23 protein-coding genes and 3 tRNA genes are annotated in these 26,197 nt (G+C 73.6%); 12 read left to right on the top strand and 14 right to left on the bottom strand.

The genetic code is table 11. The features are described from left to right. Positions 1-194 precede the first annotated feature (194 nt). Positions 195-1,232 (top strand): rod shape-determining protein, encoded by a 1,038-nt coding sequence (locus SLAV_RS25100; protein WP_030227122.1) that lies wholly within the window; start codon positions 195-197, stop codon positions 1,230-1,232. Next, on the top strand, positions 1,229-2,794 hold the full coding sequence (locus SLAV_RS25095; RefSeq protein ID WP_030227120.1) for a sensor histidine kinase: 1,566 nt from the start codon (positions 1,229-1,231) through the stop codon (positions 2,792-2,794). Before SLAV_RS25100 ends, SLAV_RS25095 begins: the two co-directional genes overlap by 4 nt. Here SLAV_RS25095 and SLAV_RS25090 read toward each other — a convergent pair. Together SLAV_RS25090 and SLAV_RS25085 are read right to left on the bottom strand one after the other, a co-directional pair. Next, positions 2,791-3,900, bottom strand: a complete 1,110-nt coding sequence (locus SLAV_RS25090; protein WP_051840473.1) for a magnesium transporter CorA family protein — start codon at positions 3,898-3,900, stop codon at positions 2,791-2,793. The genes SLAV_RS25095 and SLAV_RS25090 overlap by 4 nt on opposite strands. A 194-nt stretch (positions 3,901-4,094) precedes the next feature. Next, positions 4,095-4,535 (bottom strand): Lrp/AsnC family transcriptional regulator, encoded by a 441-nt coding sequence (locus SLAV_RS25085; RefSeq protein ID WP_030227111.1) that lies wholly within the window; start codon positions 4,533-4,535, stop codon positions 4,095-4,097. Positions 4,536-4,605: 70 nt separating this feature from the next. Here SLAV_RS25085 and SLAV_RS25080 point away from each other — a divergent pair, with 70 nt between their 5' ends. The 3 genes from SLAV_RS25080 to SLAV_RS25070 are packed head-to-tail and all read left to right on the top strand — an operon-like array spanning position 4,606 to position 7,046. Next, complete coding sequence (locus SLAV_RS25080) at positions 4,606-5,289, top strand: LysE family transporter (protein ID WP_051840471.1); 684 nt, start codon at positions 4,606-4,608, stop codon at positions 5,287-5,289. A 17-nt stretch (positions 5,290-5,306) separates the two neighbouring features. Beyond that, the gene (locus tag SLAV_RS25075) at positions 5,307-6,659 is read left to right on the top strand and encodes a carboxyl transferase domain-containing protein (protein ID WP_030227107.1); all 1,353 of its coding nucleotides are present in this window, start codon (positions 5,307-5,309) and stop codon (positions 6,657-6,659) included. A gap of 30 nt (positions 6,660-6,689) precedes the next feature. After that, positions 6,690-7,046, top strand: coding sequence for a hypothetical protein (locus tag SLAV_RS25070; RefSeq protein ID WP_051840469.1), 357 nt, complete (start codon positions 6,690-6,692; stop codon positions 7,044-7,046). A 40-nt stretch (positions 7,047-7,086) separates the two neighbouring features. Here the strand turns inward: SLAV_RS25070 and SLAV_RS25065 are convergent, their stop codons facing one another. Together SLAV_RS25065 and SLAV_RS25060 are read right to left on the bottom strand one after the other, a co-directional pair. Next, positions 7,087-8,157 carry an esterase-like activity of phytase family protein gene (locus tag SLAV_RS25065; RefSeq protein ID WP_030227102.1) on the bottom strand — a complete coding sequence of 357 codons (1,071 nt, stop codon included), beginning with the start codon at positions 8,155-8,157 and terminating at the stop codon, positions 7,087-7,089. Positions 8,158-8,348: 191 nt separating this feature from the next. Beyond that, the gene (locus SLAV_RS25060; RefSeq protein ID WP_030227100.1) at positions 8,349-9,602 is read right to left on the bottom strand and encodes an MFS transporter; all 1,254 of its coding nucleotides are present in this window, start codon (positions 9,600-9,602) and stop codon (positions 8,349-8,351) included. A 214-nt stretch (positions 9,603-9,816) separates the two neighbouring features. Here SLAV_RS25060 and SLAV_RS25055 point away from each other — a divergent pair, with 214 nt between their 5' ends. Further along, the gene (locus tag SLAV_RS25055) at positions 9,817-11,031 is read left to right on the top strand and encodes a carboxylate-amine ligase (protein ID WP_158740539.1); all 1,215 of its coding nucleotides are present in this window, start codon (positions 9,817-9,819) and stop codon (positions 11,029-11,031) included. A gap of 85 nt (positions 11,032-11,116) precedes the next feature. Here SLAV_RS25055 and SLAV_RS25050 read toward each other — a convergent pair whose 3' ends face one another. Next, positions 11,117-12,103, bottom strand: a complete 987-nt coding sequence (locus SLAV_RS25050; RefSeq protein ID WP_030227095.1) for a helix-turn-helix domain-containing protein — start codon at positions 12,101-12,103, stop codon at positions 11,117-11,119. A gap of 269 nt (positions 12,104-12,372) precedes the next feature. On the opposite strand from SLAV_RS25050, the gene SLAV_RS25045 reads away from it, so the two are divergent. Next, positions 12,373-12,642 (top strand): hypothetical protein, encoded by a 270-nt coding sequence (locus SLAV_RS25045; RefSeq protein ID WP_030227093.1) that lies wholly within the window; start codon positions 12,373-12,375, stop codon positions 12,640-12,642. 88 nt (positions 12,643-12,730) lie between these two features. Here SLAV_RS25045 and SLAV_RS25040 read toward each other — a convergent pair. The 3 genes from SLAV_RS25040 to SLAV_RS25030 form a co-directional block, all read right to left on the bottom strand. Next, positions 12,731-12,804 (bottom strand) — tRNA-Ile (locus SLAV_RS25040). Positions 12,805-12,988: 184 nt separating this feature from the next. Then, positions 12,989-13,061: transfer RNA gene (locus tag SLAV_RS25035), tRNA-Asn, on the bottom strand. Between the two features lie 5 nt (positions 13,062-13,066). Continuing rightward, positions 13,067-13,139: transfer RNA gene (locus SLAV_RS25030), tRNA-Asn, on the bottom strand. 145 nt (positions 13,140-13,284) lie between these two features. On the opposite strand from SLAV_RS25030, the gene SLAV_RS25025 reads away from it, so the two are divergent. The 4 genes from SLAV_RS25025 (at position 13,285) to SLAV_RS25010 (ending at position 18,911) form a co-directional block, all read left to right on the top strand. Further along, positions 13,285-13,587, top strand: coding sequence for a hypothetical protein (locus SLAV_RS25025; RefSeq protein ID WP_030227092.1), 303 nt, complete (start codon positions 13,285-13,287; stop codon positions 13,585-13,587). A gap of 51 nt (positions 13,588-13,638) precedes the next feature. Continuing rightward, the gene (locus SLAV_RS25020; RefSeq protein WP_030227090.1) at positions 13,639-15,084 is read left to right on the top strand and encodes an FGGY family carbohydrate kinase; all 1,446 of its coding nucleotides are present in this window, start codon (positions 13,639-13,641) and stop codon (positions 15,082-15,084) included. Positions 15,085-15,258: 174 nt separating this feature from the next. Further along, positions 15,259-16,992, top strand: a complete 1,734-nt coding sequence (locus SLAV_RS25015) for an ABC transporter ATP-binding protein (RefSeq protein WP_030227087.1) — start codon at positions 15,259-15,261, stop codon at positions 16,990-16,992. Next, positions 16,989-18,911 carry an ABC transporter ATP-binding protein gene (locus SLAV_RS25010; protein WP_030227085.1) on the top strand — a complete coding sequence of 641 codons (1,923 nt, stop codon included), beginning with the start codon at positions 16,989-16,991 and terminating at the stop codon, positions 18,909-18,911. Before SLAV_RS25015 ends, SLAV_RS25010 begins: the two co-directional genes overlap by 4 nt. Positions 18,912-18,986: 75 nt before the next feature. On the opposite strand, the gene SLAV_RS25005 is transcribed toward SLAV_RS25010, so the two are convergent. Further along, positions 18,987-20,204 (bottom strand): RNA polymerase sigma factor, encoded by a 1,218-nt coding sequence (locus tag SLAV_RS25005; protein WP_030227083.1) that lies wholly within the window; start codon positions 20,202-20,204, stop codon positions 18,987-18,989. A gap of 118 nt (positions 20,205-20,322) precedes the next feature. Here SLAV_RS25005 and SLAV_RS25000 point away from each other — a divergent pair, with 118 nt between their 5' ends. Continuing rightward, positions 20,323-20,916 (top strand): hypothetical protein, encoded by a 594-nt coding sequence (locus tag SLAV_RS25000; RefSeq protein ID WP_051840496.1) that lies wholly within the window; start codon positions 20,323-20,325, stop codon positions 20,914-20,916. On the opposite strand, the gene SLAV_RS24995 is transcribed toward SLAV_RS25000, so the two are convergent. The 5 genes from SLAV_RS24995 to SLAV_RS24975 form a co-directional block, all read right to left on the bottom strand. Then, complete coding sequence (locus SLAV_RS24995) at positions 20,913-21,602, bottom strand: DUF6445 family protein (protein WP_030227078.1); 690 nt, start codon at positions 21,600-21,602, stop codon at positions 20,913-20,915. The genes SLAV_RS25000 and SLAV_RS24995 overlap by 4 nt on opposite strands. A 129-nt stretch (positions 21,603-21,731) precedes the next feature. After that, positions 21,732-23,828 (bottom strand): molybdopterin oxidoreductase family protein, encoded by a 2,097-nt coding sequence (locus SLAV_RS24990; RefSeq protein WP_030227075.1) that lies wholly within the window; start codon positions 23,826-23,828, stop codon positions 21,732-21,734. 51 nt (positions 23,829-23,879) lie between these two features. After that, the gene (locus tag SLAV_RS24985; protein ID WP_158740537.1) at positions 23,880-24,239 is read right to left on the bottom strand and encodes a hypothetical protein; all 360 of its coding nucleotides are present in this window, start codon (positions 24,237-24,239) and stop codon (positions 23,880-23,882) included. 70 nt (positions 24,240-24,309) lie between these two features. After that, positions 24,310-25,080 (bottom strand): glucose 1-dehydrogenase, encoded by a 771-nt coding sequence (locus SLAV_RS24980; protein WP_030227072.1) that lies wholly within the window; start codon positions 25,078-25,080, stop codon positions 24,310-24,312. A 61-nt stretch (positions 25,081-25,141) separates the two neighbouring features. Then, the gene (locus tag SLAV_RS24975) at positions 25,142-25,807 is read right to left on the bottom strand and encodes a SanA/YdcF family protein (RefSeq protein ID WP_037686587.1); all 666 of its coding nucleotides are present in this window, start codon (positions 25,805-25,807) and stop codon (positions 25,142-25,144) included. Between the last annotated feature and the right edge of the window lie 390 nt (positions 25,808-26,197).

The raw sequence follows: 26,197 nt of genomic DNA, 5'->3' as shown, positions 1-26,197 counted from the left end.
GGTAGCGCGGGCGGTGCGCGCATGGTCGTGCCTGTCGGTACAGAAATCCACCCCTGTGCAGCACCCCGCGCCCCGTGCGACCCACCCCACCCGGAGCATTTCAACGGGCGGGTTGACCCATTTACCCGAGAAGATATGAAATGCGACCGGCAACCGCCGGTCTTCTTGCGTCAGCGCACTCGGGAGGATCTGCCGTGACCGTCAGTCTTGAGCAGTTGCGCCGCTGCCACGTCGCCGTCGACCTGGGAGCCGCCAGGACCCGCGTCTACGTCAAGGGAGCGGGACTGGTCGTCGACGAGCCCAGCGTCGCCGCGGTGAACACGCGGACCGGTGCGCTCATCGCCGTCGGCTCCTTCGCCGAGCGGATGACCGGCCGCACGCCCGACTACATCCGCGTGGTACGGCCCGTCTCCGGCGGCACCGTCGTCGACATCGAGATGGCCCAGCGGATGCTGCGTCACCTCCTGGGCGAGAAGCTGCGGCGCGCCCTGCGCCGCAAGCCCCGGCTGCGGGCCGCCGCCTGCACCCCGCACGACGCCGACCCCCTCGCCCAGCGGGCGACCGTCGAGACCCTCGTGGGGCTCGGCGCCCGCCGCGTCGAACTGGTCGACACCCTGATCGCGGCGGCCGTCGGCTGCGGCCTGCCCGTGGAGCAGCCGACCGCGACGATGATCATGGTGTGCGGGGCGGCGGCCACCCAGGTGGCGGTCCTCTCCCTCGGCTCGATCGTCACCGCCGAGCGGATCCCCGTCGGCGGCGAGGCCATCGACCACGCCGTGGTCCAGCACCTGCGGCACGCGCACGAGCTGATGCTGCCGAGCCAGGCGGTACGCCCCCTGCAACTGGCCCTGCACGGCAACGGCATCACCGCCGAGGGCCCGGCCTCCACCCTCATCCACGGCCGCGACGTGGCCACCGGACTCGCCCGCTCCGTCCACGTGGACACCGCGGCCGTCCGGGACGCCATCCACACTCCCCTGACCGCCGTCCTGGACGGCATCGGCAAGATCCTCCGGGACTGCCCGCCCGACCTGGTCGCGGACCTGACGGACCGGGGGATCATGATGGTGGGAGGCAGCGCCCTGCTGCCCGGCCTGGACCAGATGCTGCGGGACGCGACCGGAATGCCCGTGGCCATCGCGGAACGGCCCGACGTGTGCGCCGTGATGGGTCTCGGCGCGATGCTGGAAGGGAAGATCGCCCCCATGGTCCTCAACCCGCTGTCCGAATGACGCCGGAGCCACCGGATCCACCGGACGAGCCGTCCAGCCTGCCCGTGCTCCTGGAGGCGGTCCTCAACGTCGGCTCCGAACTGGAGCTGCGGACCACCCTCCAGCACATCGTGGAATCCGCCGCCGAGCTGTGCGCGGCACGGTACGGCGCGCTCGGGGTCGTCGACCCCGAGCGCGCCCGGCTGACCCGGCTGTTCACCGCGGGGATGAGCGAGGCCGAACGGGCGGCCGTCGCCCGCATGCCCGACGGGCGCACCGGCGTGCTCGGCGCGCTCGTGGACGACCCGCGGCCGCTGTTGCTGGACGACCTGACGAAGGACCCCCGCTCGGTGGGCTTCCCGGCCGGCCACCCGCCCATGCGCAGCTTCCTCGGCGTGCCCATCAGGGTGCACACCGAGGTGTTCGGCAACCTCTACCTCACCGAGAAGGCGGGCGGCGGCCCCTTCACCGAGGAGGACCTCGCGCTGGTCCGCGTCCTGGCCTCACAGGCGGGCATAGCGATCGGCAACGCCCGCCTCTACGAGACGGCCCGCCGCCGGGAGCGCTGGATCGAGGGCGCCGCGGCCGTGACCACCACCCTGCTGGCGGGGCGTCCGGCCGCCGACGCCCTGATGTGCGTGGCCGAACGCGCCCGGCTGCTCGCGGACGCCGCCGCCGGGGTGGTGCTCCAGCCGACCCCGGAGGGCGGCATGGAGATCGTCGCCGCCTCCACGCAGGGGGACCCCGGCGACCTGGTCGGCACGGCCATCGCCCCCGGCTCGGCGGTGCTGGAGCAGCTGCTGGGCGGGGAGCCGGTCTTCATCGAGGACTCCGCGACCGATCCCCGGATGACCACCCACGTGCGGGAACGTTTCGGCCCCAGCATGATGCTGCCGCTCCAGAGCGGCGGCCAGCTGATCGGCACGCTCGCCCTGCCGCGGGCCCGGGGCGGTCCGGCGTACGACGCGGTGGACCGGCTGCTGGCCTCGCAGTTCGCCTCCCAGGCGGCGCTGGCCCTGGTCCTGGCCGACGCCCAGCACGACCGCGAACGGCTCGCGGTGTACGAGGACCGGGACCGGATCGCCCGCGACCTGCACGACCTGGTGGTCCAGCGGCTGTTCGCCACGGAGATGATGCTGGAGAGCACCCGGCGACGCTCCTCGAACGCTCCCTCGGGGGACACGGTCGGGGAGGAGCTGAGCCGGGCCGTGGACGAGCTGGACTCCACCATCCAGGAGGTCCGCACGGCCATCTTCGCCCTCCAGCAGCCGCCGAGCGACGCCCCCGCGACCTTCCGGGGCCGGGTCCTGCGCGAGACCGGGGGGGCGGCGGTGCCGCTGGGGTTCCAGCCGTCGGTGCACTTCACGGGGGCGGTGGACGCGCTGGTCCCCGATCCGGTGGCGGGCGACCTGCTCTCCGCCCTGCGCGGCGCCCTGGCAGCGGCCCACCGCCGCTCGGGGGTCACCTCCATCGAGGTCCGGGTGGACGCGACCCGCAGCCGGGTCCGCCTGACGGTCACGGACGACGGCCGTACGGAGGCGGGGGCCCGGGGGACGACGCTGCGGTGGGAGTCGGCGCTCTAGGACCCTTCGCCGTCGGCGCGGCGCCCGGCCTGCAGCAGCCGGCGGCGCCGGCGGTCGGCGGTGTCGTCCGGCCCGCCTCCCCGGAGCTGGCGCCAGTGCGTGCGGTACAGCACGAAGTACATGGCCACGACCAGGGCGCACAGCTGCAGGCCGAGGCCGAGCGCCAGGAAGGCCTTCTCGCTCGCCATGAGGGTGCTCATGAAGCCGAAGTTCATGCCGAAGAAGCCGGTCAGGAACGACAGCGGCAGGAAGATCACGGAGACGATGGCGAGTCGGTTGATCACGAGGTTCTGCCGGTCGGCGACGAGGGAGGCGTAGCTGTCGGCGGCCCGCCGGGTCTCGTCCCGCAAGGACTCGATCTCCAGCACCACCAGCCGCACGGTGCTCTCGTGCAGGCGGTGCAACGCCCGCCGCTCCTCCGGGATCTCGCGGTGCGCCAGCCCGCGGCGCGCGAGGAACTCCTGCGCGACCGCGGCGTAGGGGCGGAACGCACGGTGCAGCTGGGCCGCGCGCCGCCGCAGCTGGGCCAGGCGCTGGACGTCCCGCGGCTCCCACTGCTCGAACATCGCCTGCTCGATGTCCTCGACCTCCAGCAGGGCCTGGGAGGCGGCCCGGCGGAACCCCTCCAGCGCGCCGTGCAGGAGGAGGAACACCGTGGCCGCCGGGTCGGCGGGCCTGTCCTGCGGCAGCCGTCCGACGAAGGTCTCGATCACCTCGACGGGCCCGTGGTGCACCATGACGAGCCGGTGCTCGCTCGCGAGCAGGTGGACGTGGACGACGCGGCTGCCGTCGAGCACCGGGACGACACATCCGACGGTGCCCTCGCGGTACTCCACCCGCACGGGTTCCCGCGGTCCGCCGAGCCACTTCCAGGCCTCGTCGTCCAGTCCGAGCCCGCGGAAGAGCGGCTCCTCTCCGGGCGCGCTCTCCCCGCCGGGCACGGGCGCTGGTTCCCCGCCGGGCTCCGGCTCCTCGCCGGGTTCGGGCTCCTCGCCCAGGTCGATGTCCACGATCACGAAGTCGGAGGCCGCGAGGCGCTCCCGGGCCCCGGGCAGGTCCGTGCGCGTGACGACGCCCTCCGGCATCGACACCACCGATACGATCATCGCCCCTCACCGAGGATGACAGTGCGCCGCCGGGCAGACGGGTACGCCCCGGCTCCCCGCTTGCCGTCCCCCCGCTCCCCGGACACGGGCGCGGGACTCCCCGGCCCCGGACGTCCGGCGTCCACCGGCACGCTACCGCCCGCCCCGCGCGGGGCGGCGGTCCTGGCCCCCGGGTCGCGGACATCCCGGCGACATCACCCGGCCGGGTGCCTCGTGGCGGCCCGCAACGCGATCCGGGTGCTGGACTGCGCCACCCCGGCCTCCCGCTTGAGCCGCCGCAGCAGCGCGTCGAGCGCGGCGGGGTCCGCGGCCCGCGCCCGCACGAGGTAGTCGTACTCCCCCGTCACGTGCACCACCTCGGTGATCCCGGGAAGGGTGGCGACCCGCTGCTCGAACTCCTCGTTGGTCGTGTCCTGCCGCAGGACGAGGTCGATGAAGACCACGAGCCCGCCCCGGGTGTCGGCCGCCGGGTCCACGATGACGGTGAACCCGCGGATCACCCCGTCCCGCCGCATCCGGCGCACCCGGTCGGCGGTGGCGTTCGCGCTGAGCCCGACGCGGACGCCGAGGTCGCGGTACGAGAGCCGCGCATCCTGCTGCAGGATGCCGAGGATTTCCCTGTCGAGGCGGTCCATACCGCGATTCTCGCAGTCCGAGCCGATATCGGCCGCCCATCGGGTGCCCCCGCACCCCACCCTCCCGTCCATGAGCGAACTCTTCTCCCCCGCCCTGTCGGGCGCGGTCGCGGGCCTGGGCGTGGCGATGCCGATGGGCGCGATGAGCGTGCTGCTGCTCCAGGAGGCGATGCGCCACCGCCGTACGGCGGTGGCCGCGGCGGCGGGCATCGCGGCGGTCGACCTGGGCTACGCCGCGCTGGCCACCGCGGTGGGTCCGTGGGTGGCCTCCCGGGTCTCCCCCGTCGAGGCCTGGATCCGCCTCTTCGCGGCCGCGGTCCTGCTGTCCATCGCCGCCCACGCCCTCCACCGCTCCGCCCGCCCCGCCTCCTCCACCCCACCGGCCCCGCCACCGCCCGGGGACCGGCCCCCGGGGGACGGCACCGGGAGCGGCGGCGGTGCCGGTGGGGCCGGTGCCGTCAGGGCGTTCGGCCGGTACGTCGGCCTCACCGCCGTGAACCCCACCACCGCCCTCTACTTCGCCGCCCTCACCACCGCCCAGGCCTCCGCCCTCACCACCCCCGCCACCGCCGGCGCCTTCCTCGTCGGCGTCGCCGCCGCCTCCCTCCTGTGGCAGCAGACCCTCGTCGCCCTCGGCGCCTTCGCCGGCCGCAGGATCTCCCCCGCCGCCCGCGCCTGGACCTTCCGCCTCGGCTACGGCCTCGTCGCGGCCTACGCCCTGAAGATCGCCTTCCCCCTGCCGGACCTGGCATGACCCCCTAGGGTGAATCCGTGACGACGACCCGCCTCTCCGCCCGCGCCGCCATCGCCGCCCTCGCCGACCCCGGCAGCTTCGCCGAACTCCCCGCGCCACAGCGGGAGTCCGCCGACGACGGCCCCCTCGGCTGGACCGGCTACGACGCCTCGCGCGCCCGTGCCACGGCCCGGACCGGGGAGCGGGAGTCCGTCGTCACCGGCACCGCCCGCATCGGGGGTCGCGAAGCCGCCCTGATCGCCTTCGAGTTCGGTTTCCTCGGCGGGTCGCTCGGCGAACGCACCGGGGACCGCCTCGAAGCCGCCTACGCCCATGCCCGCGCGCACCGCCTGCCCCTGGTGTCCCTGATCGCGACCGGCGGCTCCCGCATGCAGGAGGGCATGCTCGCGCTGACGCAGCTCCAGCGCGTGGCCCGGCAGTGCGTGCTGACCCGCGCCGCCGGCCTCCCGCAGATCGCCGTGCTGCGCGACCCCACCACCGGCGGCGGCTGGGCCACCCTCGGTGCGGGGGCCGACGTGGTGCTCGCGCTGCCCGGCGCCCAGGTCGGCTTCGCCGGGTCCCGGGTGCGGCCGGCGGACGCCGATCCGGCGGCCTACACCGCCGAGGGGCAGTACGCCGCCGGGCACGTGGACGCCGTCGTGCCGCCCGGGGAGCTCCCGGGCGTCCTCGGGGACTGGCTGCGGGTGCTGGCCGCGCCCCGCGCCACCGCGCCCGTCGAACCCCCGGCCGCGCTGGCCGCCGTAGTGCCCCCGGAGACCGGCTGGGACGCCGTCCGGCAGGCCCGGCACCCGGACCGGCCGCGCGCGCAGGCTTACCTGGAGGCGTACTTCGAGCTGCGCCTGCCCCTGCGCGGGGACCGCTCCGGCGGCGCCGACCCCGGCATGCTGTGCGGGATCGGGCTGCGCGGGGGCCGGGCCGTGGCGTACGCGGCCCAGTGCGGCACCGCCACCCGCCCGGCGGGCTACCGTACGGCGGCCCGCGTGATCCGCCTCGCGGACCGGCTCGGGATCCCGGTGCTCACCCTGGTGGACACCCCGGGAGCGGCCAACGACGCCGCCGCCGAGCAGGCGGGCGCCGGCCCGGCCATCGCCGACGCCTTCGCGGCGCTCGCGGCGGCGACGGTCCCGGTGACCACCCTGCTCATCGGCGAGGGCGGCTCGGGCGGGGCGCTCGCCCTGGCCGCCCCGGGAAACACCTGGGTCACCCCCGACAGCTACTTCTCCGTCATCGCCCCGGAGCTGGCGACGGCCATCCTCAAGCGCCCCCGCGCCGAGGCCCCCGCGACGGCGGACCAGCTGCGCATCCGCCCCCAGGACCTGGTCGCCCTGGGCGTGGCACGGGGCGTCGTCGGCCCGGCGGGCGGCGCGTAGGCCCGGCCGCGGCTCTGGGAGACTGACGCCATGGCACATGACGACACGGCCGTCCCGAAGATGGCCGCGCTCTTCGACGCCGGTCCCGACAAGTGGGGCCTGCGCGGGGATCCCCACGTCTGGCAGGCGCTCCGCGACACCCTGTCCGGTACGGACCTCCCGGCTTCGGCCGACGCGGTCGCCCGCCTCCTGCGGGCGACGTTCGAGGAGCTCGTCGAGGTGGACCTCTCCGCCGAACCGGCGCCGCACGTGTACCGGGAGCGGTACGCCCATGGCGGGATGTCCGGCGGGACGGTCCATCTCGACACGTGGCGCCGGACGTTGCTGCCGCTGCTCGTGGAGCGTGCCGAGCGGCTGCTGGAAACCCGGCCGGGGCCGGGACGCTGACGGTCCGGCGGGCGGCACCCGCCGCCCGCCGTCGGCAGGGCTATCCCCGGCGGTCCGGGAGCCGTACGTCGACCCGGTAGAGCCGGGTGATCTGCTGCGGGAACTCGTTGTCGTCGCTGGCCAGCAGCAGCCGCACCCGGCCGGATCCGTCCTCTTCCGTGGCGACCATGCCCTCGATGTTGTCGACGAGGGGGTGGTTCTGCGGCAGCTTCGACGGGGCGCCGAGGGTGGGGCAGTCGTTGAAGTCGCCGATCGGCGACTTGCGGGCGGGCCGCAGCCCCCGGCCCTCGGTCAGCGTCTCCACCTTCAAGGTGTCACCGGCGCCCAGCGGATCGGCCACGTACAGCCGCGCCGTGATCGCGAACTGCTGCGTGAAGCCCCGCTCCAGCACGATCAGCCGGCCGTCGCGGGTCGGCGCGAGCTCGACGAGGCCGTGGCCCGCGTCGACGGGGTAGGCGTACTGGCGGCCCAGGACGAACTCCCCGTTCCCGCGCCGCTCCCAGGTCTGGATCCGCTGCAGGGTGCGCCCCCGGGCGTCCTTGCCGTCCCCGGCGAGCTGCCCCTCCAGGCCCGCGACCAGGGTGTGTCCGCCGGGCAGCAGGGTGAGGGACTCGAAGGTCTGGTTGACCGTGGCGCGTCCCTGCGGGGCGATCCGGAAGGCGGGCGGGACCGGGAGGGTGGAGAGCACCCCGCCGGTGCGGTCGTAGCGGCGGATCGCGGGGGTGGTCTCGTCGGTGACCAGGTAGGTGCCGTCGCGGTCGACGACCACGCCCTCGGAGTCGACGACCGCTCCCGCGCCGTCGGTCAGGGGGAGCCTGCGGGTGGCGCGGGCGGTGGGGGTGTCCCCGCGGGCCACGTCCAGCGTGTAGAGGGCCGACCGGTCGGAGACGGCGGCGACCTTGCCGTCCCGGTCGAGGGAGAGAGCGGAGATGCCGCCGACGAGCTTGCCGTCGAGGAGGGTCTTGTCGAGGGAGTCGGAGAACCCGCGGACCGTCATGCGCGGCGAGCAGGCCCGGTCGCCGTCGCGGGGGGCCGCGAGGGCGGGGGGCGTGAGCGCCGCGGTGAGCGCGGCGGTGGCCACGGCGGTGGTGACGAGCGTACGAAGGCGCATGAAGGCCTTCCTCCTGGTTCGGCCGGATCGCCCGCGTCGGCACGGGCGAGGACTGCCGAACTGTCATATGCCTGATCGAAAGAAAGCGGAAGACCCGGCAACAGCACGGCAACGAACCCGCCAACTCTCCTTCACACCCCTGCCGTCGGCCCCGGCGCCGCGCCCGCCGCGGCAGCGGCCCCGCCGCCGGCTCAGGGCTGCGGGGAGCGGGCGTCGTAGCGGGCGAAGGCGCGCCAGCGCGCGGCGAGCAGGCCCAGCACCAGCACGCAGGCCAGGCCCCCGCCGGTGACGGCGACGGCCGGAGAGGTCAGGTCCGCGACGGTTCCGGCGAGGAAGTCCCCGAGCCGGGGCCCGCCCGCGACGACCACGATGAACACGCCCTGGAGCCGGCCCCGCATCCCGTCCGGGGTCGCGGTCTGCATCATCGTCGAGCGGAACACCATCGAGATGGTGTCGGCGCACCCGGCAAGCGCGAGGAAGAACAGCCCCAGCCAGAGGTTGCGGGTCAGCCCGAACACGGCGATGGCCAGCCCCCACATGGCGACGGACAGCAGGATCGCCAGCCCGTGCCGCTGGACCCGCCCCTGCCAGCCGGAGAACAGCCCGCCCAGCAGCGCCCCCACGGCGGGGGCGGCGACCAGCAGGCCGACGGTCTTGGCGTCGCCGCCGTACCAGAGGACGGCGATGGCCGGGAACAGCGCCTTCGGCTGAGCGAAGATCATCGCGGCCATGTCGGAGAAGAAGGTCATGCGGATGTTGGGCGTGGTCCCGAGGAAGCGCAGCCCGTCCATCACCGAGGCCCGCCCCTTGCGCCCCTCCGGCAGCATCGCGGGCAGGCGCCACATCGCGTACAGGGCGGCGACGAAGGTCACCACGTCGATCAGGTACGCCGCCTGGTAGCCCCACCAGCCGACGATCAGCCCGCCCAGCACCGGGCCGAGCATGGTGCCGGAGGTCATCGTGACGGAGCCCAGCGCGTTCGCGGCGGGGAGCTGCTCGGGCGGCAGCAGCTTCGGGATCATGGCCGAGCGGGCCGGCCCGTTCAGCGCCCCGCAGACGGCCTGGAGGGCGACGACGGTGTACAGCAGCCAGACCCGGTGGTAGTCGAGCAGGGCCGCGGCCGCCAGACCGGCGGACAGGACGGTGAGGCCGATCTGGCTGTGGAGGCCGAGCTTGCGCCGGTCCACGGTGTCGGCGATGGCCCCGCCGTAGAGGCCGAAGGCGACGAGCGGGACGAGCGAGAAGAGGCCGACCAGTCCGACCGAGAAGCTGGACCCGGTGATCTCGTAGACCTGGAGCGAGATGGCCAGGGCGGTCATCGCCTGGCCCATCCAGGAGATGGTGCCGCCGACCCACAGCCGCCGGTAGTGGGCGGAGGTGCGCAGCGGGGTCAGGTCGGCGAATATGCGCCGTCGGGGGCGGGGTGGCGAGGCGGTACCGGTCACAGCGGATGATAACCACCGCCGTGTCGGGCGGCCCTGGAGCGCGGGTGGTCCTTCACACACCCGCAACGTCCTCCCCACCCGGATCCGCGGCCCCAGGGCGGGGTCCGGCTTGCCGCTAACCCGCCACTATCACCAGACATTTGACCGAATCGACGTAGCCCTCCGGCCTCCCGGTCGGCTCATGATGAAAGACTCGTATGTCCAGGGAGGCGTAGTGATCGAACCTGGCAACAGCACCACGAGCACCAGTGACACCGACCGCACCGGCCTCACCGGCGCCACCGGCGCCCCGGGCTCCGCCGGCAGAAACCTGCGCGTCGCGAGCGGTGTCACCACCCCCCTCACCGTGGGGGTCGAGGAGGAGTTCCTGCTCGTCGACGCGCACACCCTGCGGGTGGTCCCCGCCGCACCGCTCGTCCTCGCCACCGCCGCCGGACTCCCCCAGCAGGTGCACGCCGAGGGGACCCGGTACCAGGTGGAGCTCGCCACCCCGGTCGCCCACTCGGCGGCCGCCCTGCGCGCGGATCTCGCCGGTCTGCGGCGCACCCTCGCCGCGGCGGCCCGCGCGCACGGCTGCCGGCTGCTGGCCGCACCCTCACCCGTCATGGCGGTGGAGGGACCGCTGCACCTGACCGACGACGAGCCGCGCCAGCGCGAGCAGCACCGCCGGTTCGGCGCCCTGACCGACACCCTGGTCAGCTGCGGCCGCCACATCCACATCGGCACCCTCGACGTGGACACGGCGGTGGCCGTGTCCAACCGGGTCAGACCATGGCTGCCCACGCTGATCGCGCTGGCCGCCAACTCCCCCTTCTGGGGCGGCCGCGACACCGGCCACTCCAGCTGGCGGGCGATGGCCTGGTCGGGCTGGCCCTCCGCGGGCCCGCCCCCGCACTTCACGTCCACGGCCCACTTCCGGCGCTCGGTGCAGACCCTGCTCGGCTCGGGGGCGGCCCTGGACACGAAGATGGTCTATTGGGACCTGCGCCCGTCCGGGAACTGGCCGACGCTCGAAATCCGGGCGCCCGACATGTCACCGGACATCGACACGGCCGTCCTCCAGGCCGAGTTGGGCCGTGCCCTGGTGGCGACGGCCCTGCGCGAGCTCGCGGAGCAGCGGCCCGATCCGCCCGTACGGGACGACGTACTGCGTCTCGCGCGCTGGCGGGCGGCGCACGACGGACTGGAGGGCTTCGGCCTGGACCCGTACACGGGCGCCGAGCTCCCGGCGGCCGATCTCGCGGAGGCCCTGCTCGACCTGGTCGCTCCGGAACTGGCCGCGGCCGGTGACCTCGACCACGCGGCGAAGACCCTCGGCGGTCTGCTGCGCGACGGCTCGGGCGCGGCCCGCCAGCGCGCGGCGTTCGCCCGCCGTCACGACCTGACGGACGTGCTGCGCCTCCTGGTGGAGGAGACGGAGAACTTCTAGGCCCCGGGCCCGGGGCACGCGGCCGCGGGTGCGCAGGACGGGCACCCGCGGCCGCGGCGCCCACGGGCGCGGGCCGGGGGCGTCGTCAGAGCCAGCCGCGCTGGGCGGCCCGGAGACCGGCCTCGAAGCGGCTCGTCGCGTCGAGCCGTTCCATCAGCCCCGACATCTGGCGGCGGACGGTGCGCAGGGAGACCCCCAGGCGCTTGCCCGCGGCCTCGTCGGTCATCCCGGAGGCAAGCAGCTTCAGCAGTTCCCGCTCGGCCGTGGTGATCCCGTCCTCCCCGGCCTGCTCGCGGGCGGCGCCGAGGGGTACGGCCGTCCCCCAGGTCTGCTCGAAGAGGGTGACGAGCGAGGCGACGATGCCGGGGGCCGTGGTGCACAGGGCACCGAGGCGGGAGTTCTCCGGGTCGATGGGGACCACGGCGGTGGCCCGGTCGAAGATCACCAGGCGGGGCGGCAGGACCGGACTGGTGCGCACCTGGCCACCCCGCTCGGTGGTCCACTGCGCGTAGGCGAGGGTGGCCGGGTCGTTGCGGGCGCTGTCCTGGTAGACCACCCGCATGGCGACCTTCCGGGCGAGGGCGTCCTCGTCCAGGGGCCGCGAAGCGTCCAGGCTCGCCTGGGACTGGGCGCCGCCCGGCATGATCGCGAGGCACTCCCGGCTGAGCCCCTTGGCGAGGACCTCCAGCCGGGACTGGATGGCGTCGAGCCCGACGAGCCGCTCGGCGCCGTCGGTCTCCGTGTTCGGACGCAGGGTCGCGAACTCCGCGACGGCGCGGGCCGCGGCGGCCTTGCTGAGCGCCAGCTCCTGCTGGCGGCGGATCAGGTCCTCCTCCTGGCGGCGCAGGATCTGCTCCAGCCCCGCCTCGGGGCTGACGGCGCGCAGTCCGCCGGCGTTCTCCCGGGAGGGGGTGAGCAGATCGAGGTCGACGAGCCGGTCGAGCCCGTCGCGCACCTGCCCCTCCGTCAGCCCGAGCCGGGCGCCGAGTTCGGCCACTCCGCCCGTCGGATCCGCGAGCATTTCGCGGTAGACGCGCTCCACGTGCGAGTCCAGTCCCAGCGCTTCGAGCATGCTTCAGCCCCCCGGCACGAATCCCCTGCCGACGGGCTGCGGCCCGCCGGTCTCATGATCCTAAAGGTGGCTTGATCAGACCTACGGACGGCACCAAGGTGACAGGGCACTTTGGTGCCACCCGCTTCCCCTTCTGCGCTCCCCCGACGGCCAGCAGGATGGTGTTCACCGGGACGGCGGGGCACGGAGCCCCACCCCAGGCCAGGGCCGAAAGGCCGGACCGGAGCAGCGCGCACCGCCTCGTCCGTCCGTGTTTCCAGGGGGATTCCATGTCTCGCACCGCTCGCCTGATCGCTGCCGCCGGCCTCACCACTGTGTTCTCCGTCACCGCCCTCACGGTCGCCGCCACCGCCGCCCCCCAGGTCATCGGCTGGGACTCGGTCCGCGCAGCGGCTCCGGCCGTCATCGGCTGGGACTCGGCTCCGGCCGGCAAGGCGGTCATCGGCTGGGACTCGGTGCGCGCCGCGGGCCCCGCCACCCCGCAGGTCATCGGCTGGGACTCGGCCCCCGCGGACAAGAAGGTCATCGGCTGGGACTGACCCCCTGCGGCCCCGGGCCGACCCCGTGCACGCGAAAGGCGGCCCCAAGGGGCCGCCTTATCGTTTCTGCATGCCGTGTGTGCAGAGGTGGGGCGGGTGGGACTCGAACCCACGGCCGACGGATTATGAGTCCGCTGCTCTAACCGGCTGAGCTACCGCCCCTTTACGGCGTGGCGCGTACATGTGTGCGCGCCGTCTGCCGCAGCATAGCCGCTCATACGATCTCCTGCTTCGGATGCCTCGCATGATCGGCTTCGCCTGCCCAGAGAGACCGCGCCGAGGGCTGCCCGGTTCCCCGTTCAGGGCAAAAAGAAAGAGGACCCACCCGGGGCCCTCTTCTTTCCTGCTCCCCCGACTGGACTCGAACCAGTAACCTGCCGGTTAACAGCCGGCTGCTCTGCCAATTGAGCTACAGGGGACCGCGCTCCCCCGACTGGACTCGAACCAGTAACCTGCCGGTTAACAGCCGGCTGCTCTGCCAATTGAGCTACAGGGGATTGCTGCGGTGCATCGAACAGCCCACCTCCGGCCTTGCCGGGGGGCGAGCGCCCGTTGCGAGTCATAGATTAGCGCAAGCAGGGGGGTGCTCCGCCAATCGGTATCGACGGCCGGCCGGGCACCACACGACGAAGGGTGACAGGCATGCGGTACAAGGTCACGTTCGTGGTCGGACTGGCCCTCGGGTACGTGCTCGGGACCCGGGCCGGACGGGAGCGCTACGAGGAGCTGAAGAAGTCGGTCCGGGGGTTCGTGCAGAACCCGGCGGTCCGCAACGCCGCCGAGACGGCCGGCCAGAGCGGGCGCGCCTTCGCGGGCAAGGCGTTCGCCGCCGTGGGCGAAAAGGTGGGCGACGCCGTACCGGACTCCCTCTCGGAGCGCGTCCGCGTCCTGCGCGGCCGGGGCGCCGCCGGCTCCGAGGACGAGTGGGGCACCAGCAACACCTAGGGCCGTTCCGGACGCGTCGAGTCCGGCCCGGCGTGCGGCAGAATTCTCCGCATGGGGATAGTCGCCGGGCTGGACAGCTCTTCCACCTTCACTCGCATCGTGGTCTGTGACACCGACACGGGCGCCGTGCTGCGCCAGGGCTACGCGCCCCATCCGCAGCCCGCCGGTGAAACGGTCCCCCACGAGACCGATCCACAGGCCTGGCTGCTCTCCCTCGGCGAAGCCGCCGGCGGCGGACTGCTGGAGGGCGTCCAGGCCATAGGGGTCTCCGCGCAGCAGCACGGCGTCCTGCCGCTGGACGCGCAGGGTGCCCTCGTCCGGCCCGCCCTGGTCGGCAACGACAAGCGCGGCCAGGTCGCCGCCGCCGACCTCGTCGAGGCGCTGGGCGGCCGACAGGCCTGGGTCGCGGCCGTCGGCTCCGTCCCGCACTCCGCCCAGCCGGTCACGAAGCTCGCCTGGCTGGCACGTACCGAGCCGGAGGCCGCGCGCCGGGTGGCGGTGGTGATGTCCCCGCACGACTGGCTCGTCTGGCAGCTGCTCGGCCGCCCCGCCCGCCGCACCACCGACCGGGCCGGGGCCTCCGGGACCGGGTACTGGTCGGCGGCCACCGGTTCCTACCGTCCCGACCTGGTCGAGCTCGCGCTCGGGCACCAGGCGCTGCTGCCCGAGGTGCTCGGGCCCGCCGACGCCGCCGGGACGACCCCCGAGGGACTGCTGATATCGGCCGGTACCGGGGAGACCACGGCCGCCGTGCTCGGCCTGGGCCTGGGGCCCGGCGACGCGGTGGTCTCGCTGGGCGCGTCGGGCTCGGTGATGGCGGTCCACCACGAGGCGCTGATGGAGCCGGGCGGGCTGATCACCTCCCTGGCCGATGCGGGTGGCATGCACCTGCCGGTGGTGAACACCTCCAACGCCGTACGGGCCCTGCGCGGCACCGCCGAACTGCTGGGCACCGACCTGGAGGGGCTCAGCGCGCTCGCGCTGAAGTCGACCCCCGGTGCACACGGACTCGTGCTCCTGCCCTACCTGGAGGGGGAGCGCACCCCCAACCTCCCGCACACCGCGGGCACCCTGTCCGGGCTGCGCCGGGACTCGATGAAGCCCGAACACCTCGCGCGCGCCGCCTTCGAGGGCATGCTCTGCGGACTGGTGGACGCCCTCGACGTGCTCCGCCACCGGGGCGTGCCGATCCGGCGGGTGTTCCTGCTGGGCGCGGCGGCCGAACTGCCCGCCGTACAGGCGGCGGCCCCGGGGCTGTTCGGCACGCAGGTCGTGGTCCCGGCCCCGGCGGACTACGCGGCACTCGGCGCCGCACGCCAGGCGGCCTGGGCGCTCGGGGTGCGGCAGGGCACGCTGGCCCCGCACACCCCGCCGGTCTGGCCGGCCGCGGCGGCGCAGGTCTTCGAGCCGGGCGAGGAGCTCCCGGCCTGGCAGGCGGTGCGGCAGCAGTACGTGACGACGCGCGAGCAGCTCCACCCGGGCGCCTTCCAGGGCTAGGCGCCGGCGTCGCGGCCGCGCCGGGGCCTTGCGCGGACCCGGCGCGGCGTAGGTCGCGGGATGCGCGGTGGCCTACTCCTTTTGACCGGGCTTTGCGAAAACGGGTGGGGATCACCCGTCCGGTTGGCACAAGATGGACCGAACCCCCTCGATCATGCCGACCGGAGCCTGCGCGTGCTCATACGACTTTTGCGGACCCATCTCGGTCCGTACCGGAAACCGATCACCGCACTGGTGCTGCTGCAACTGCTGCAGACCAGTGCGAGCCTCTACCTGCCCACCCTCAACGCGGACATCATCGACAACGGTGTCGTCAACGGCGACACCGGTTACATCCTGCGCTTCGGCGCGCTGATGCTCGGCGTCTCCCTCGTCCAGCTCGTGTGCAACGTCGGGGCCGTCTACTACGGCGCCCGCACCGCGGCCGCACTCGGCCGGGACGTCCGCGCCGCCGTCTTCGACCGGGTGCAGAGCTTCTCCGCCCGCGAACTGGGCCAGTTCGGCGCACCCTCACTGATCACCCGGACGACGAACGACGTCCAGCAGGTCCAGATGCTGACGCTGATGACCTTCACCCTGATGGTGTCGGCGCCGATCATGTGCGTCGGCGGCATCGCCATGGCGCTCTCCCTCGACGTGAAGCTGTCGGGCGTACTCCTCGCGGTGGTGCCCGTGCTCGGTCTGGCGGTCGGCGCGATCGTCTTCAGGACGCGTCCGCTGTTCCGCCAGATGCAGGACCGCCTCGACACCGTGAACCGGGTGCTGCGCGAGCAGATCACCGGCAACCGCGTGATCCGCGCCTTCGTCCGCGACGGCTATGAGGAGGAGCGGTTCCGCACCGCGAACTCCGATCTGACCGGCGTCTCGCTCGCCTCGGGCAAGCTGCTGGCGCTGATGTTCCCGACCGTCATCGTCGTCGTGAACATCTCCAGCGTGGCCGTCATCTGGTTCGGCGCGATGCGCGTGGACAGCAACGGCATGGAGATCGGCCAGCTGACGGCCTTCCTCGCCTATCTGATGCAGATCGTCATGTCCGTCATGATGGCCACCTTCATGTTCATGATGGTGCCGCGCGCCGAGGTCTGCGCCGAGCGCATCCAGGAGGTCCTGGACACCGAGTCCAGCGTGGTCCCGCCGGCCGAGCCGGTCCGCAAGCTCCTGCGGCGCGGGCAGCTGGAACTGCGCGGCGCCGACTTCCGCTACCCGGGCGCCGAGGCGCCGGTGCTGCGCGGGGTGGACCTGGTGGCCCGCCCCGGCGAGACCACCGCGGTGATCGGCTCCACCGGCAGCGGCAAGTCCACGCTGCTCGGCCTGGTCCCCCGGCTGTTCGACGCGACCGGCGGCGACGTGCTGGTCGACGGGGAGGACGTGCGCCGGCTCGACCCGGAACTGCTGGCCAAGACGGTCGGCATGGTTCCGCAGAAGCCGTACCTGTTCTCCGGGACGGTCGCCTCCAACCTGCGCTACGGGCGCCCGGACGCCACCGACGAAGAACTGTGGCACGCCCTGGAGGTGGCCCAGGCCAAGGAGTTCGTCTCCGAACTGCAGGGCGGGCTGGACGCGCCCATCAGCCAGGGCGGTACGAACGTCTCCGGCGGCCAGCGCCAGCGCCTGGCGATCGCCCGCACCCTGGTGCAGCAGCCCGAGATCTACCTCTTCGACGACTCCTTCTCCGCCCTGGACTACGCGACGGACGCGGCGCTGCGCTCGGCGCTCTCCCGAGAGACCGAGGAGGCGACGGTGGTCATCGTGGCGCAGCGGGTCTCCACGATCCGCGACGCCGACCGGATCATCGTCCTCGACGCGGGACAGGTGGTCGGCGAGGGCCGCCACCACGAGCTGATGGCCGGCAACGAGACCTACCGGGAGATCGTGCTCTCCCAGCTGACGGAGGCGGAGGCCGCATGAGCGGGCCCGGAGGACGGATGATGATGGGCCCGGCCCAGAGGTCCATGGACTTCAAGGGGTCGGGCAAGCGGCTGCTGCGGCAGCTGGCGCACGACCGGGCCAAGCTCTGGGGCATGGTCGCGGCCGTGTTCGCGAGCGTGGCCTGCGCGGTGGTCGGACCGAAGATCCTCGGCGAGGCCACCGACCTGGTGTTCGCGGGGATCGTCGGCCGGCAGATGCCGGCCGGGATAACCAAGGAGCAGGCCCTGGAGGGTCTGCGCGCCAAGGGGCAGGACGGCATGGCGGACATGCTGTCCGGCACCGACTTCACCCCGGGCGAGGGCATCGACTTCGGCGCCGTCGGGGTCGTGGCGATCTGGGCGCTGGTGGTGTTCACGCTGGCGGGGCTGCTCATGCTGGTCGCGACACGGCTCTCGAACCACGTCATGAACGGCACCGTGTACCGGATGCGCGAGGAGCTCCAGGCGAAGCTGTCGCGGCTGCCGCTGTCGTACTTCGACCAGCAGAAGCGCGGCGAGGTGCTCAGCCGGGCGACGAACGACATCGACAACATCGGGCAGACCCTGCAGCAGACGATGGGTCAGCTGCTGAACTCGCTGCTGACGATCGTCGGCGTGCTCACGATGATGTTCTGGATCTCGCCGCTGCTGGCGCTGGTCGCGCTGGTGACCGTACCGGTCTCGATCTTCGTCGCGGCGAAGATCGGCAAGAAGTCGCAGCCGCAGTTCGTGGCGCAGTGGAAGAGCACCGGCGCGCTGAACGCCCACATCGAGGAGATGTACTCCGGCCACAACCTGGTGAAGGTGTTCGGGCGGCAGAAGGAGTCGGCGGCGGTCTTCGCCGAGCAGAACGAGGAGCTCTACCGGGCCTCCTTCAAGGCGCAGCTGGTCAGCGGCATCATGCAGCCGGTGATGTTCTTCATCTCGAACATCAACTACGTGCTGATAGCCGTGGTCGGCGGTCTGCGGGTGGCCTCGGGCACCCTGTCGATCGGCGACGTGCAGGCCTTCATCCAGTACTCGCGCCAGTTCTCGATGCCGCTGACGCAGGTGGCCTCGATGGCGAACCTGGTGCAGTCGGGCGTGGCCTCGGCGGAGCGGGTGTACGAGCTGCTGGACGCGCAGGAGCAGGAGCCCGACGCGGAGGTTCCGGAGCGTCCGGAGCAGCTGCGCGGCCAGGTCACCCTCGACAAGGTGGCCTTCCGCTACGAGCTCGACAAGCCGCTCATCGAGAACCTCTCGCTGAGCGTGGAGCCGGGCCAGACGGTCGCGATCGTCGGACCGACGGGCGCCGGCAAGACCACCCTGGTCAACCTGCTGATGCGGTTCTACGAGGTCACGGGCGGGGAGATCGCCCTCGACGGGGTGGACATCGCGAAGATGACCCGCGAGGAGCTGCGCTCCGGGATCGGCATGGTGCTCCAGGACACCTGGCTGTTCGGCGGCACGATCGCGGAGAACATCGCCTACGGCGCCTCGCGCGAGGTCACCCGGGCGGAGATCGAGGAGGCCGCGCGGGCGGCGCACGCCGACCGCTTCGTGCGCACCCTGCCGGACGGCTACGACACCGTGCTGGACGACGAGGGCGCGGGCGTCAGCGCGGGCGAGAAGCAGCTGATCACGATCGCGCGGGCGTTCCTGTCGGACCCGGTGATCCTGGTGCTCGACGAGGCGACGAGCTCGGTGGACACCCGTACCGAGGTGCTGATCCAGAAGGCGATGGCGCGCCTGGCGCACGGCCGTACGTCCTTCGTGATCGCGCACCGGCTGTCCACGATCCGCGACGCGGACGTGATCCTCGTGATGGAGAACGGCTCGATCGTGGAGCAGGGCTCGCACGAGGAGCTGCTGGCCTCGGACGGCGCGTACGCGCGCCTGTACGCGGCGCAGTTCGCGCAGGCGGTGGCCGAGGTCGACTAGCCGCGGCGCGGCGGCCGTCGTGGCGGAAGGGGGCGTCCCTCGGGGCGCCCCCTTCCGCGCGTCCGGGCGGGCCGGTCAGTCCAGGTAGCCGCGCAGCTGGTCGGCGAAGGCGTGGTCGCGCAGTTTGTTGAGGGTCTTGGACTCGATCTGGCGGATCCGCTCACGGGTCACGCCGAAGATCCGCCCGATCTCCTCCAGGGTGCGCGGCCGCCCGTCGGCGAGCCCGTAGCGGAGCTGGACCACCTTGCGCTCGCGTTCCCCGAGGGTCGACAGCACGGCTTCCAGGTGCTCGCGCAGCAGGAAGAACGCGGCGGACTCCACCGGGGAGGCGGCGTCGCCGTCCTCGATGAGGTCGCCGAGGGCCACGTCGTCCTCCTCGCCGACCGGTGCGTGCAGGGAGACCGGCTCCTGCGCGAGGCGCAGCACCTCCAGCACCCGCTCGGGGGTCAGCTCCAGGTGGACGGCGACCTCTTCGGCGGTGGGCTCGTAGCCGCGCTCCTGGAGCATGCGGCGCTGGACGCGCACGACGCGGTTGATCAGCTCGACGACGTGGACGGGCACGCGGATGGTGCGAGCCTGGTCGGCCAGGGCCCGTGACATCGCCTGGCGGATCCACCAGGTGGCGTAGGTGGAGAACTTGTAGCCGCGGGCGTAGTCGAACTTCTCGACGGCCCGGATCAGTCCGAGGTTGCCCTCCTGGACCAGGTCGAGCATGGTGAGGCCGCGTCCGACGTAGCGCTTGGCGACGGAGACGACCAGACGCAGGTTCGATTCGATCAGCCGGCGTTTGGCCATCCGGCCCATGACGACGAGCCGGTCGAGGTCCACGGCGAGCTGGGAGTCGAGGTCGGCTGCCCCGCCGAGCTTCTCCTCGGCGAAGAGGCCGGCCTCCACCCGCCGTGCGAGGTCGACCTCCTCCGCGGCGGTGAGCAGCGGGATCCTGCCGATCTCGCGCAGGTACTGCCGGAAGAGGTCCGCGGAGGGTCCGGCTCCGCCGCTCTCCGCGCCGCGGGTCCGCGGCGGGGGCACGTGCTCGATCAGTTCCAGGACCTCGGGCCCCTCGTCGGGCCCCTCGTCCTCGGCCGTCTCGTCCCCGGCCGCCCGGGCCGCCGGATCCGCCGCTTCGTCCACGGCCTCGTCCACGGGCTCGTCCGTCCTTCGGGCCTCCGGAGCGGCGGCGGTCCGGGCCGTGCCGCTCGCTCCGGCGGTGTCGCTGACGGGCCGGCTCACGTTCACGGTCAGGGTCTGGGTCTGCACGGGGGCGACCTCCAGGGCTGGCGAGGACTCAAGCACCGCACCTCAGTGTGGGGTACGACACATCGCCGCCACGAGGGGCGTGCGAGCACTTTCTGAGTCCGGTGCGTGACCGGATGGTTACCCCCCGCCGGGAACCCCGATGCGGATCGGACGCATGTCCGAGATGATCGACATCATGTCTTCGTACGGAACCTACGAAACCCACGTGACGGTCCTGTGTCCGGACGCGGCGGAGCTGGCCCGGCTCGAATCATGGGCCGGGGCACGGGAGTTGAAGGTCACGCACATCACACCGGCCCGGGGCCGGGCGCGCTCCCGTTCGATGCTGACACTGCCCGACCGGACGGGTCACGAGAGGCTGGTGCCGCAGCTGCGGGCGGCGGGCTTCGACCCGGTACGGGTCAAGGTGGAGACGGTGCCCTGGAGCACGGAGCCGGCGGGCCCGGGCGGGGGCTACCACGAGCACCACCTGCGGCTGCTGCTGCCGCCGGGATACGACCACGGGGCACTGGAGGCGCTGGTGCTCCCCCACGGGGCCCGCCTGTCGTGGGCGGCCTGCGGCGGCCGGGAGCAGGAGCGGTACGTGACCCAGCGGGTGCGCGGCAGCGCGTCGCGGGCGGCGGCGGCCTGCGACACGCTGATCGCGGAACTGGTGGCGGCGGGGTACGAGATCGACTGCGAGCTGCGCGAACTCGTGCTGTACGACAGCGACTTGTCGGAAGACGACCGGAACGGGGAGGGGCTTTAGGCCATCCAGAAGAAGACGGCCGTCATCCGCTTGTCCTCCAGGGTCGTGCCCCAGTAACCCGTCGCGCTGTGGATCAGGTTGGCGGAGTAGAGCAGGAGCCGGTTGTAGCGGTGCGGGACGCGGACGTCCTCGGTGAAGGAGTCCTCGGGGACGAAGCGGGTGCCCAGGGCGTCGACCAGGTTGTTGTGCGGGGCGAGGACCTGGTTGCCGCCGAGGACCCCGCCGGGGAGGCTCTGGCGGTAGAAGCTGGTGCCGCAGTCCTTGGGCGTGCCGGGGCTGAGGTAGAGCACGGCTGCGTAGCGGCACAGGGTCCGGGAGTCGGTGTGCGGGCGGGGCTCGCACTCGTCCTTGCCGACGACCTGGACGCAGTTGTGGTTGAAGGTGCCCGCGCCCTCCGGGTCCTCGGGCCAGATCCGCCGGGCCCCGGTCGCCTGCCGCACCAGCCTTTCCACCCGGGCCAGTTCGGGCGGCTCCAGTCCGGGCATGGCCCGCAGTCCCGGCCAGGGCTCGGGCTTGTGCGGGGCGCCCTGGACCCAGTCCTCCTTGGCCAGGCAGCGGGCCCGGACGGCGTCCACGTCGGGCAGTACGTCGTCCAGGACCCAGTAGTCGCGGCCGCGGGTCGGCTTGCGGTACGGAAGCACCCGGAGGGCGCGGGACGCCGGAGGCTGCTGGGGGCGAAATACCATGGCGGGAACGGTAGTTCGGGCTCCGGGACCGCTCGCCAAAGCGCCGGCCAAGACTGCGGCAAGAGATGGTCTCGGCAGGGCCGGCGGACCGGCCGCGCGGACCTGGCCGTGCGGACCTGGCCGTGCGGGCTACGCCGGCTCGACCCGGACCGCGCACACCTTGAACTCCGGCATCCGGGAGACGGGGTCCAGGGCGGGGTTGGTGAGGGAGTTGGCGCGCCCCTCCCCGGGCCAGTGGAACGGCATGAACACCGTGTCGGCCCGGATGGTGTCGGTGACGCGGGCCGGGGCCACCGCCCGGCCCCGGCGGGAGGTCACCGCGAGCGGGGTGCCGTCGTCCACCCCGAGGCGGGCGGCCAGGCGCGGGTGGAGTTCCACGAAGGGGCCGGGGGCCGCGGCGTTGAGCTCGGGCACCCGGCGGGTCTGGGCGCCGGACTGGTACTGGGCGACGACCCGGCCGGTGGTGAGCAGCAGGGGGTAGTCGGCGTCGGGGGTCTCGGCGGCCTCCCGGTGGGAGACGGGCGCGAAACGGGCCCGGCCGTCGTCGGTGGCGAAGCGGTCCAGGAAGAGCCGGGGCTCTCCCGGTGAGCCCTCGGGACAGGGCCAGAAGACGCCCTGTTCGGCTTCGACGCGGGCGTAGGAGATGCCGGAGTAGTCGGCCGGGCCGCCGGCGGAGGCCCGGCGGAGTTCCTCGAAGACCTCCTCGGGGTCGGTGGGGAAGCCCTTCTCCACGCCGAGGCGGGCGGCGAGCCCGTGCAGCACCTCCAGGTCGCTGCGGACCCCGGACGGCGGGGTGAGGGCGCGGCGGCGCAGCAGGACGCGGCCCTCCAGGCTGGTGGTGGTGCCGGTCTCCTCCGCCCACTGGGTGACGGGCAGCACCACGTCCGCGAGCGCGGCCGTCTCGGAGAGGACGACATCGGCGACGGCGAGGAAGTCCAGCGCGCGGACGCGCTCCTCCACGTGGGCGGCGCGGGGTGCGGAGACCACCGGGTTGGAGCCCATCAGGAGCAGGGCCCGGACGTCGGTGCCGAGGGCGTCGAGGAGTTCGTAGGCGCTGCGTCCGGGGCCGGGCAGGGTCTCCGGGTCGACCCCCCAGACCCCCGCGACGTGCGCGCGGGCCGCCGGGTCGGTGAGCCTGCGGTACCCGGGGAGCTGGTCGGCCTTCTGGCCGTGCTCCCGGCCGCCCTGGCCGTTGCCCTGGCCGGTGAGGCAGCCGTAGCCGGACAGGGGGCGGCCGGCCCGGCCGGTGGCGAGGCAGAGGTTGATCCAGGCGCCGACGGTGTCGGTGCCCTTGGACTGCTGTTCCGGGCCGCGCGCGGTGAGGACCATGGCGGAGGGGGCGTCGCAGAACATCCCCACCGCCTCGCGCAGGCGGGGCACCGGTACGCCGGTGATCCGTTCCACCAGCTCCGGCCAGTGGGCCATGGCGGCGGCCCGCGCCTGCTCCCAGCCGGTGGTGCGCGCGGCGATGAACTCCTCGTCGGTGCGGCCCTCGGCGACCACCAGGTGCAGCAGTCCGAGGGCGAGGGCGAGGTCGGTGCCGGGGCGCGGCGCCAGGTGCAGGTCGGCCTGCTCGGCGGTGCGCGTGCGGCGCGGGTCCACGACGATCAGGGTGCCGCCGTTCGCCTTGAGCTCGGTGAGGTGGCGCAGGGCGGGCGGCATGGTCTCGGCCAGGTTGGAGCCGACGAGGATCAGGCAGCCGGTGCGCGGGACGTCCTCCAGCGGGAAGGGCAGGCCGCGGTCGAGTCCGAACGCCCGCTGGTGCGCGGCGGCGGCAGAGGACATGCAGAACCGGCCGTTGTAGTCGATCTGGGAGGTCCGCAGGGCGACGCGGGCGAACTTGCCGAGAGCGTACGCCTTCTCGTTGGTCAGCCCGCCGCCGCCGAAGACGCCGACCGCGTCGCGGCCGTGCGCGCGGGCCGTACGGGCGAGGCCCGCGGCGACGGCGTCGAGGGCCTCCTCCCAGGTGGCCGGGACGAGCCGCCCGGCGTGGGTGCGGACGAGCGGTTCGGTCAGGCGCACCCGGGAGGAGAGCACGGCGGGGGCGGTGCGGCCCTTGCCGCACAGCGCGCCCCGGTTGACGGGGAAGTCGGCCCGCTCCTCGACCGTCACCGCCGTGCCGTCCGGGGTGGGGCGCAGCAGCATCCCGCACTGGAGCGCGCAGTAGGGGCAGTGCGTGGCGGTGGCGGCGGTGGTGGCGGCGGGAGCGGCTTCCGGCGTGGGCATGCGGCCAGCCTGCGCCGGGGGTGTTACACGGGTCGCGCCCCCGCGTTACGGTCAGGCGTGCTCCCCCTCAGCGCCGTCCCGCGGGGACGGTGAGGGGTCCGGCAGGCGGTACTCGGGCCGGTCCAGGACCTCGACGTACTCGATCCGGCCGTGGAGGACGTCGAGGTTCAGCATGCCCCGCTCCGGAAGCAGGTGGACGCTGCGGACGCCGGGGCCGTAGGGCGTGCCCGGTACGTGCGTGCCGGTGCGGATGCTCTGGCAGAAGTCGTCCCCGCAGCCGCACACCGCGACCAGCCGGAGGTCGTGGGCGCAGACGGCGAGGTCGCGTTCGCCCTCCTCCTCCAGGAGACGGACGAGCTCGGCCGTCAGGGCGGGGAGGACTTCGCGCACGAGGGGTGCTTCCCGTTCCACGGCCCGGACGGTACCCCGGCGCCCCGGCGGGGGCACGTGCTTTTCCGCCGGGTGGCGCCGGGCCGCGGGGTCACTGGCCCGTCAGGTACTTCACCGTCAGGCCGGCCGTCCAGCCGCCGTCCACGGCCAGCTCGGCGCCGGTCACGTATCCGGCGGCGTCCGAGAGCAGGAAGACGACGGCGGCGGCGATCTCCTCGGGGACACCGACCCGGCCCAGGGGGGCGCCCGGGTAGTTGCCCTCGCCGGCCTGGATGCCGACCGGGGCCGTCATCGGGGTCAGCGTCATGCCCGGGTGCACCGAGTTCACCCGGATTCCGGCCTCGGCGAGCTCCACCGCGCCGATCTTCGACAGGCCGCGCACGCCCCACTTGGAGGCTCCGTACCCGGCGGTGAGCGCGAGTCCGGTGAGTCCGGCGGCGGAGGAGATGTTGACGACGGAGCCGCCGCCGTTCGCCCGGAGCAGCGGGATCGCCGTCTTGATGCCGATGAACACGCCGACCAGGTTGATCTCGACGACCCGGCGGAAGTGCTCGACGCTCTCGTGCTCCAGGAACTGGCCGGTGGAGATGCCGGCATTGTTGACGAGCCCGTCGAGGCGGCCGAACTCGGCCACCGCGTACTCCAGGGCCGCCTGCCAGTCGGCCTCGCTGGTCACGTCGTGCCGCAGGAAGCGGGCCGCGTCGCCGAGCTTCGCCGCGGTCTCGGCGCCCTCCGCCTCCAGCACATCGGTGATCAGTACCCGGCCGCCGCCGTCCACGACGGCCTGCGCTGCCGCCGCGCCGAGGCCCCGGGCCCCACCGGTGATGACGACGACCTTGCCGCTGAGATCCACAACAGCCACGGTTTCACACCCCTGCCAGACACTTAGCCATATGACTAATCGGTATATGCCGATAGTGGCGTCAGTCTGCCAGAGCCCCCAGGGCTCGCGACACCCCCTCCTCCTTGGGCCCGAGGAACGTGGGATCCGGCCGCAGGACCGCGTCCAGCGCCGCCTTGCCCGCCGCGAACACCTCGCGCGCCCCGCCGAAGTACCAGGTGGCGTCGTGGGCGTCGTCGACCCCGACCCCGTACGCGTCCACGCCCGCGGCCTGGCACAGGGCCACGGCCCGGTGTATGTGGAACCCCTGGCTGACCAGGACCGCCCGGCGCACCCCGAAGATCTCCCGGGCGCGCACGCAGGAGTCCCAGGTGTCGAAGCCGGCGTAGTCGCTGACCACCCGCCCGTCCGGGACCCCGTGGGCGGTGAGGTAGGTCCGCATCGCGTCGGGCTCGTCGTACTCCCGGCGGCTGTTGTCCCCGGTGACCAGGACCACCTTCACCTTGCCGGTGCGGTACAGCTCCACGGCCGCGTCGAGCCGGTTGGCCAGGTACGGGGTCGGGCGGCCGTTCCACAGGCCCGCTCCGAACACCACCGCCACCTCCGCCGCGGGCGCCCGGGCGGTGGTCCGCAGCCGGCCGGCCGCGCTCACGTGGGTCCACGTCGAGGGGAGCAGCGCCAGCACGCACAGCCCCATGACGACCCGCACCGCCCGCCGCCGCGCCCGCACCGTCCGCGGCCACCCCACGCGCGACCGCCCCGACCACCACCGCCCGGCCCCCGCGCCGCGCCCCGGCCCGACGACCGGCTCCGGGCCCTGCGCCTCGCCCTGCGTCTCGGCCTGCGTCGCCGCCTGCGTCTCGGCCTTCGCCACCCCCGCGACCGCGCCCGTCCCTGTCCCCGTCCTCACGCTGCCGCCCGCGGCGGCCTCCGCGCCGGCGTACCCACCCGCCTCCGCGCCCGCGCCCGTCCCCGCGTCCGCGCCCGTGACCTGCTCCGGCTTCCCCATGACCGCTCCCCCTCGCTCCACGCCTCGTTCGCACGGATTGACGAACCACCCCGGCCCGGCAGTTCCGCCCGCCCCGGCTTTCACCCGTACGAATGAGCGAGTGAGCGGGCCGAAACGACCCGTCACCGC

Origin of the sequence: Streptomyces lavendulae subsp. lavendulae, from assembly GCF_002803845.1 — a bacterium.
Lineage (GTDB): Bacteria > Actinomycetota > Actinomycetes > Streptomycetales > Streptomycetaceae > Streptomyces > Streptomyces lavendulae.
The sequence above is the reverse complement of the archived record's forward strand: the minus strand, read 5'-3'. Positions and strand labels throughout refer to the sequence as shown.

Coding starts and splice junctions, on each gene's coding strand:
- SLAV_RS25095 (WP_030227120.1), top strand. CDS start 1,229: ATGACGCCGGAGCCACCGGATCCACCGGACGAGCCGTCCAGCCTGCCC.
- SLAV_RS25090 (WP_051840473.1), bottom strand. CDS start 3,900: ATGATCGTATCGGTGGTGTCGATGCCGGAGGGCGTCGTCACGCGCACG.
- SLAV_RS25085 (WP_030227111.1), bottom strand. CDS start 4,535: ATGGACCGCCTCGACAGGGAAATCCTCGGCATCCTGCAGCAGGATGCG.
- SLAV_RS25080 (WP_051840471.1), top strand. CDS start 4,606: ATGAGCGAACTCTTCTCCCCCGCCCTGTCGGGCGCGGTCGCGGGCCTG.
- SLAV_RS25070 (WP_051840469.1), top strand. CDS start 6,690: ATGGCACATGACGACACGGCCGTCCCGAAGATGGCCGCGCTCTTCGAC.
- SLAV_RS25065 (WP_030227102.1), bottom strand. CDS start 8,157: ATGCGCCTTCGTACGCTCGTCACCACCGCCGTGGCCACCGCCGCGCTC.
- SLAV_RS25050 (WP_030227095.1), bottom strand. CDS start 12,103: ATGCTCGAAGCGCTGGGACTGGACTCGCACGTGGAGCGCGTCTACCGC.
- SLAV_RS25045 (WP_030227093.1), top strand. CDS start 12,373: ATGTCTCGCACCGCTCGCCTGATCGCTGCCGCCGGCCTCACCACTGTG.
- SLAV_RS25025 (WP_030227092.1), top strand. CDS start 13,285: ATGCGGTACAAGGTCACGTTCGTGGTCGGACTGGCCCTCGGGTACGTG.
- SLAV_RS25020 (WP_030227090.1), top strand. CDS start 13,639: ATGGGGATAGTCGCCGGGCTGGACAGCTCTTCCACCTTCACTCGCATC.
- SLAV_RS25010 (WP_030227085.1), top strand. CDS start 16,989: ATGAGCGGGCCCGGAGGACGGATGATGATGGGCCCGGCCCAGAGGTCC.
- SLAV_RS25000 (WP_051840496.1), top strand. CDS start 20,323: ATGTCCGAGATGATCGACATCATGTCTTCGTACGGAACCTACGAAACC.
- SLAV_RS24995 (WP_030227078.1), bottom strand. CDS start 21,602: ATGGTATTTCGCCCCCAGCAGCCTCCGGCGTCCCGCGCCCTCCGGGTG.
- SLAV_RS24990 (WP_030227075.1), bottom strand. CDS start 23,828: ATGCCCACGCCGGAAGCCGCTCCCGCCGCCACCACCGCCGCCACCGCC.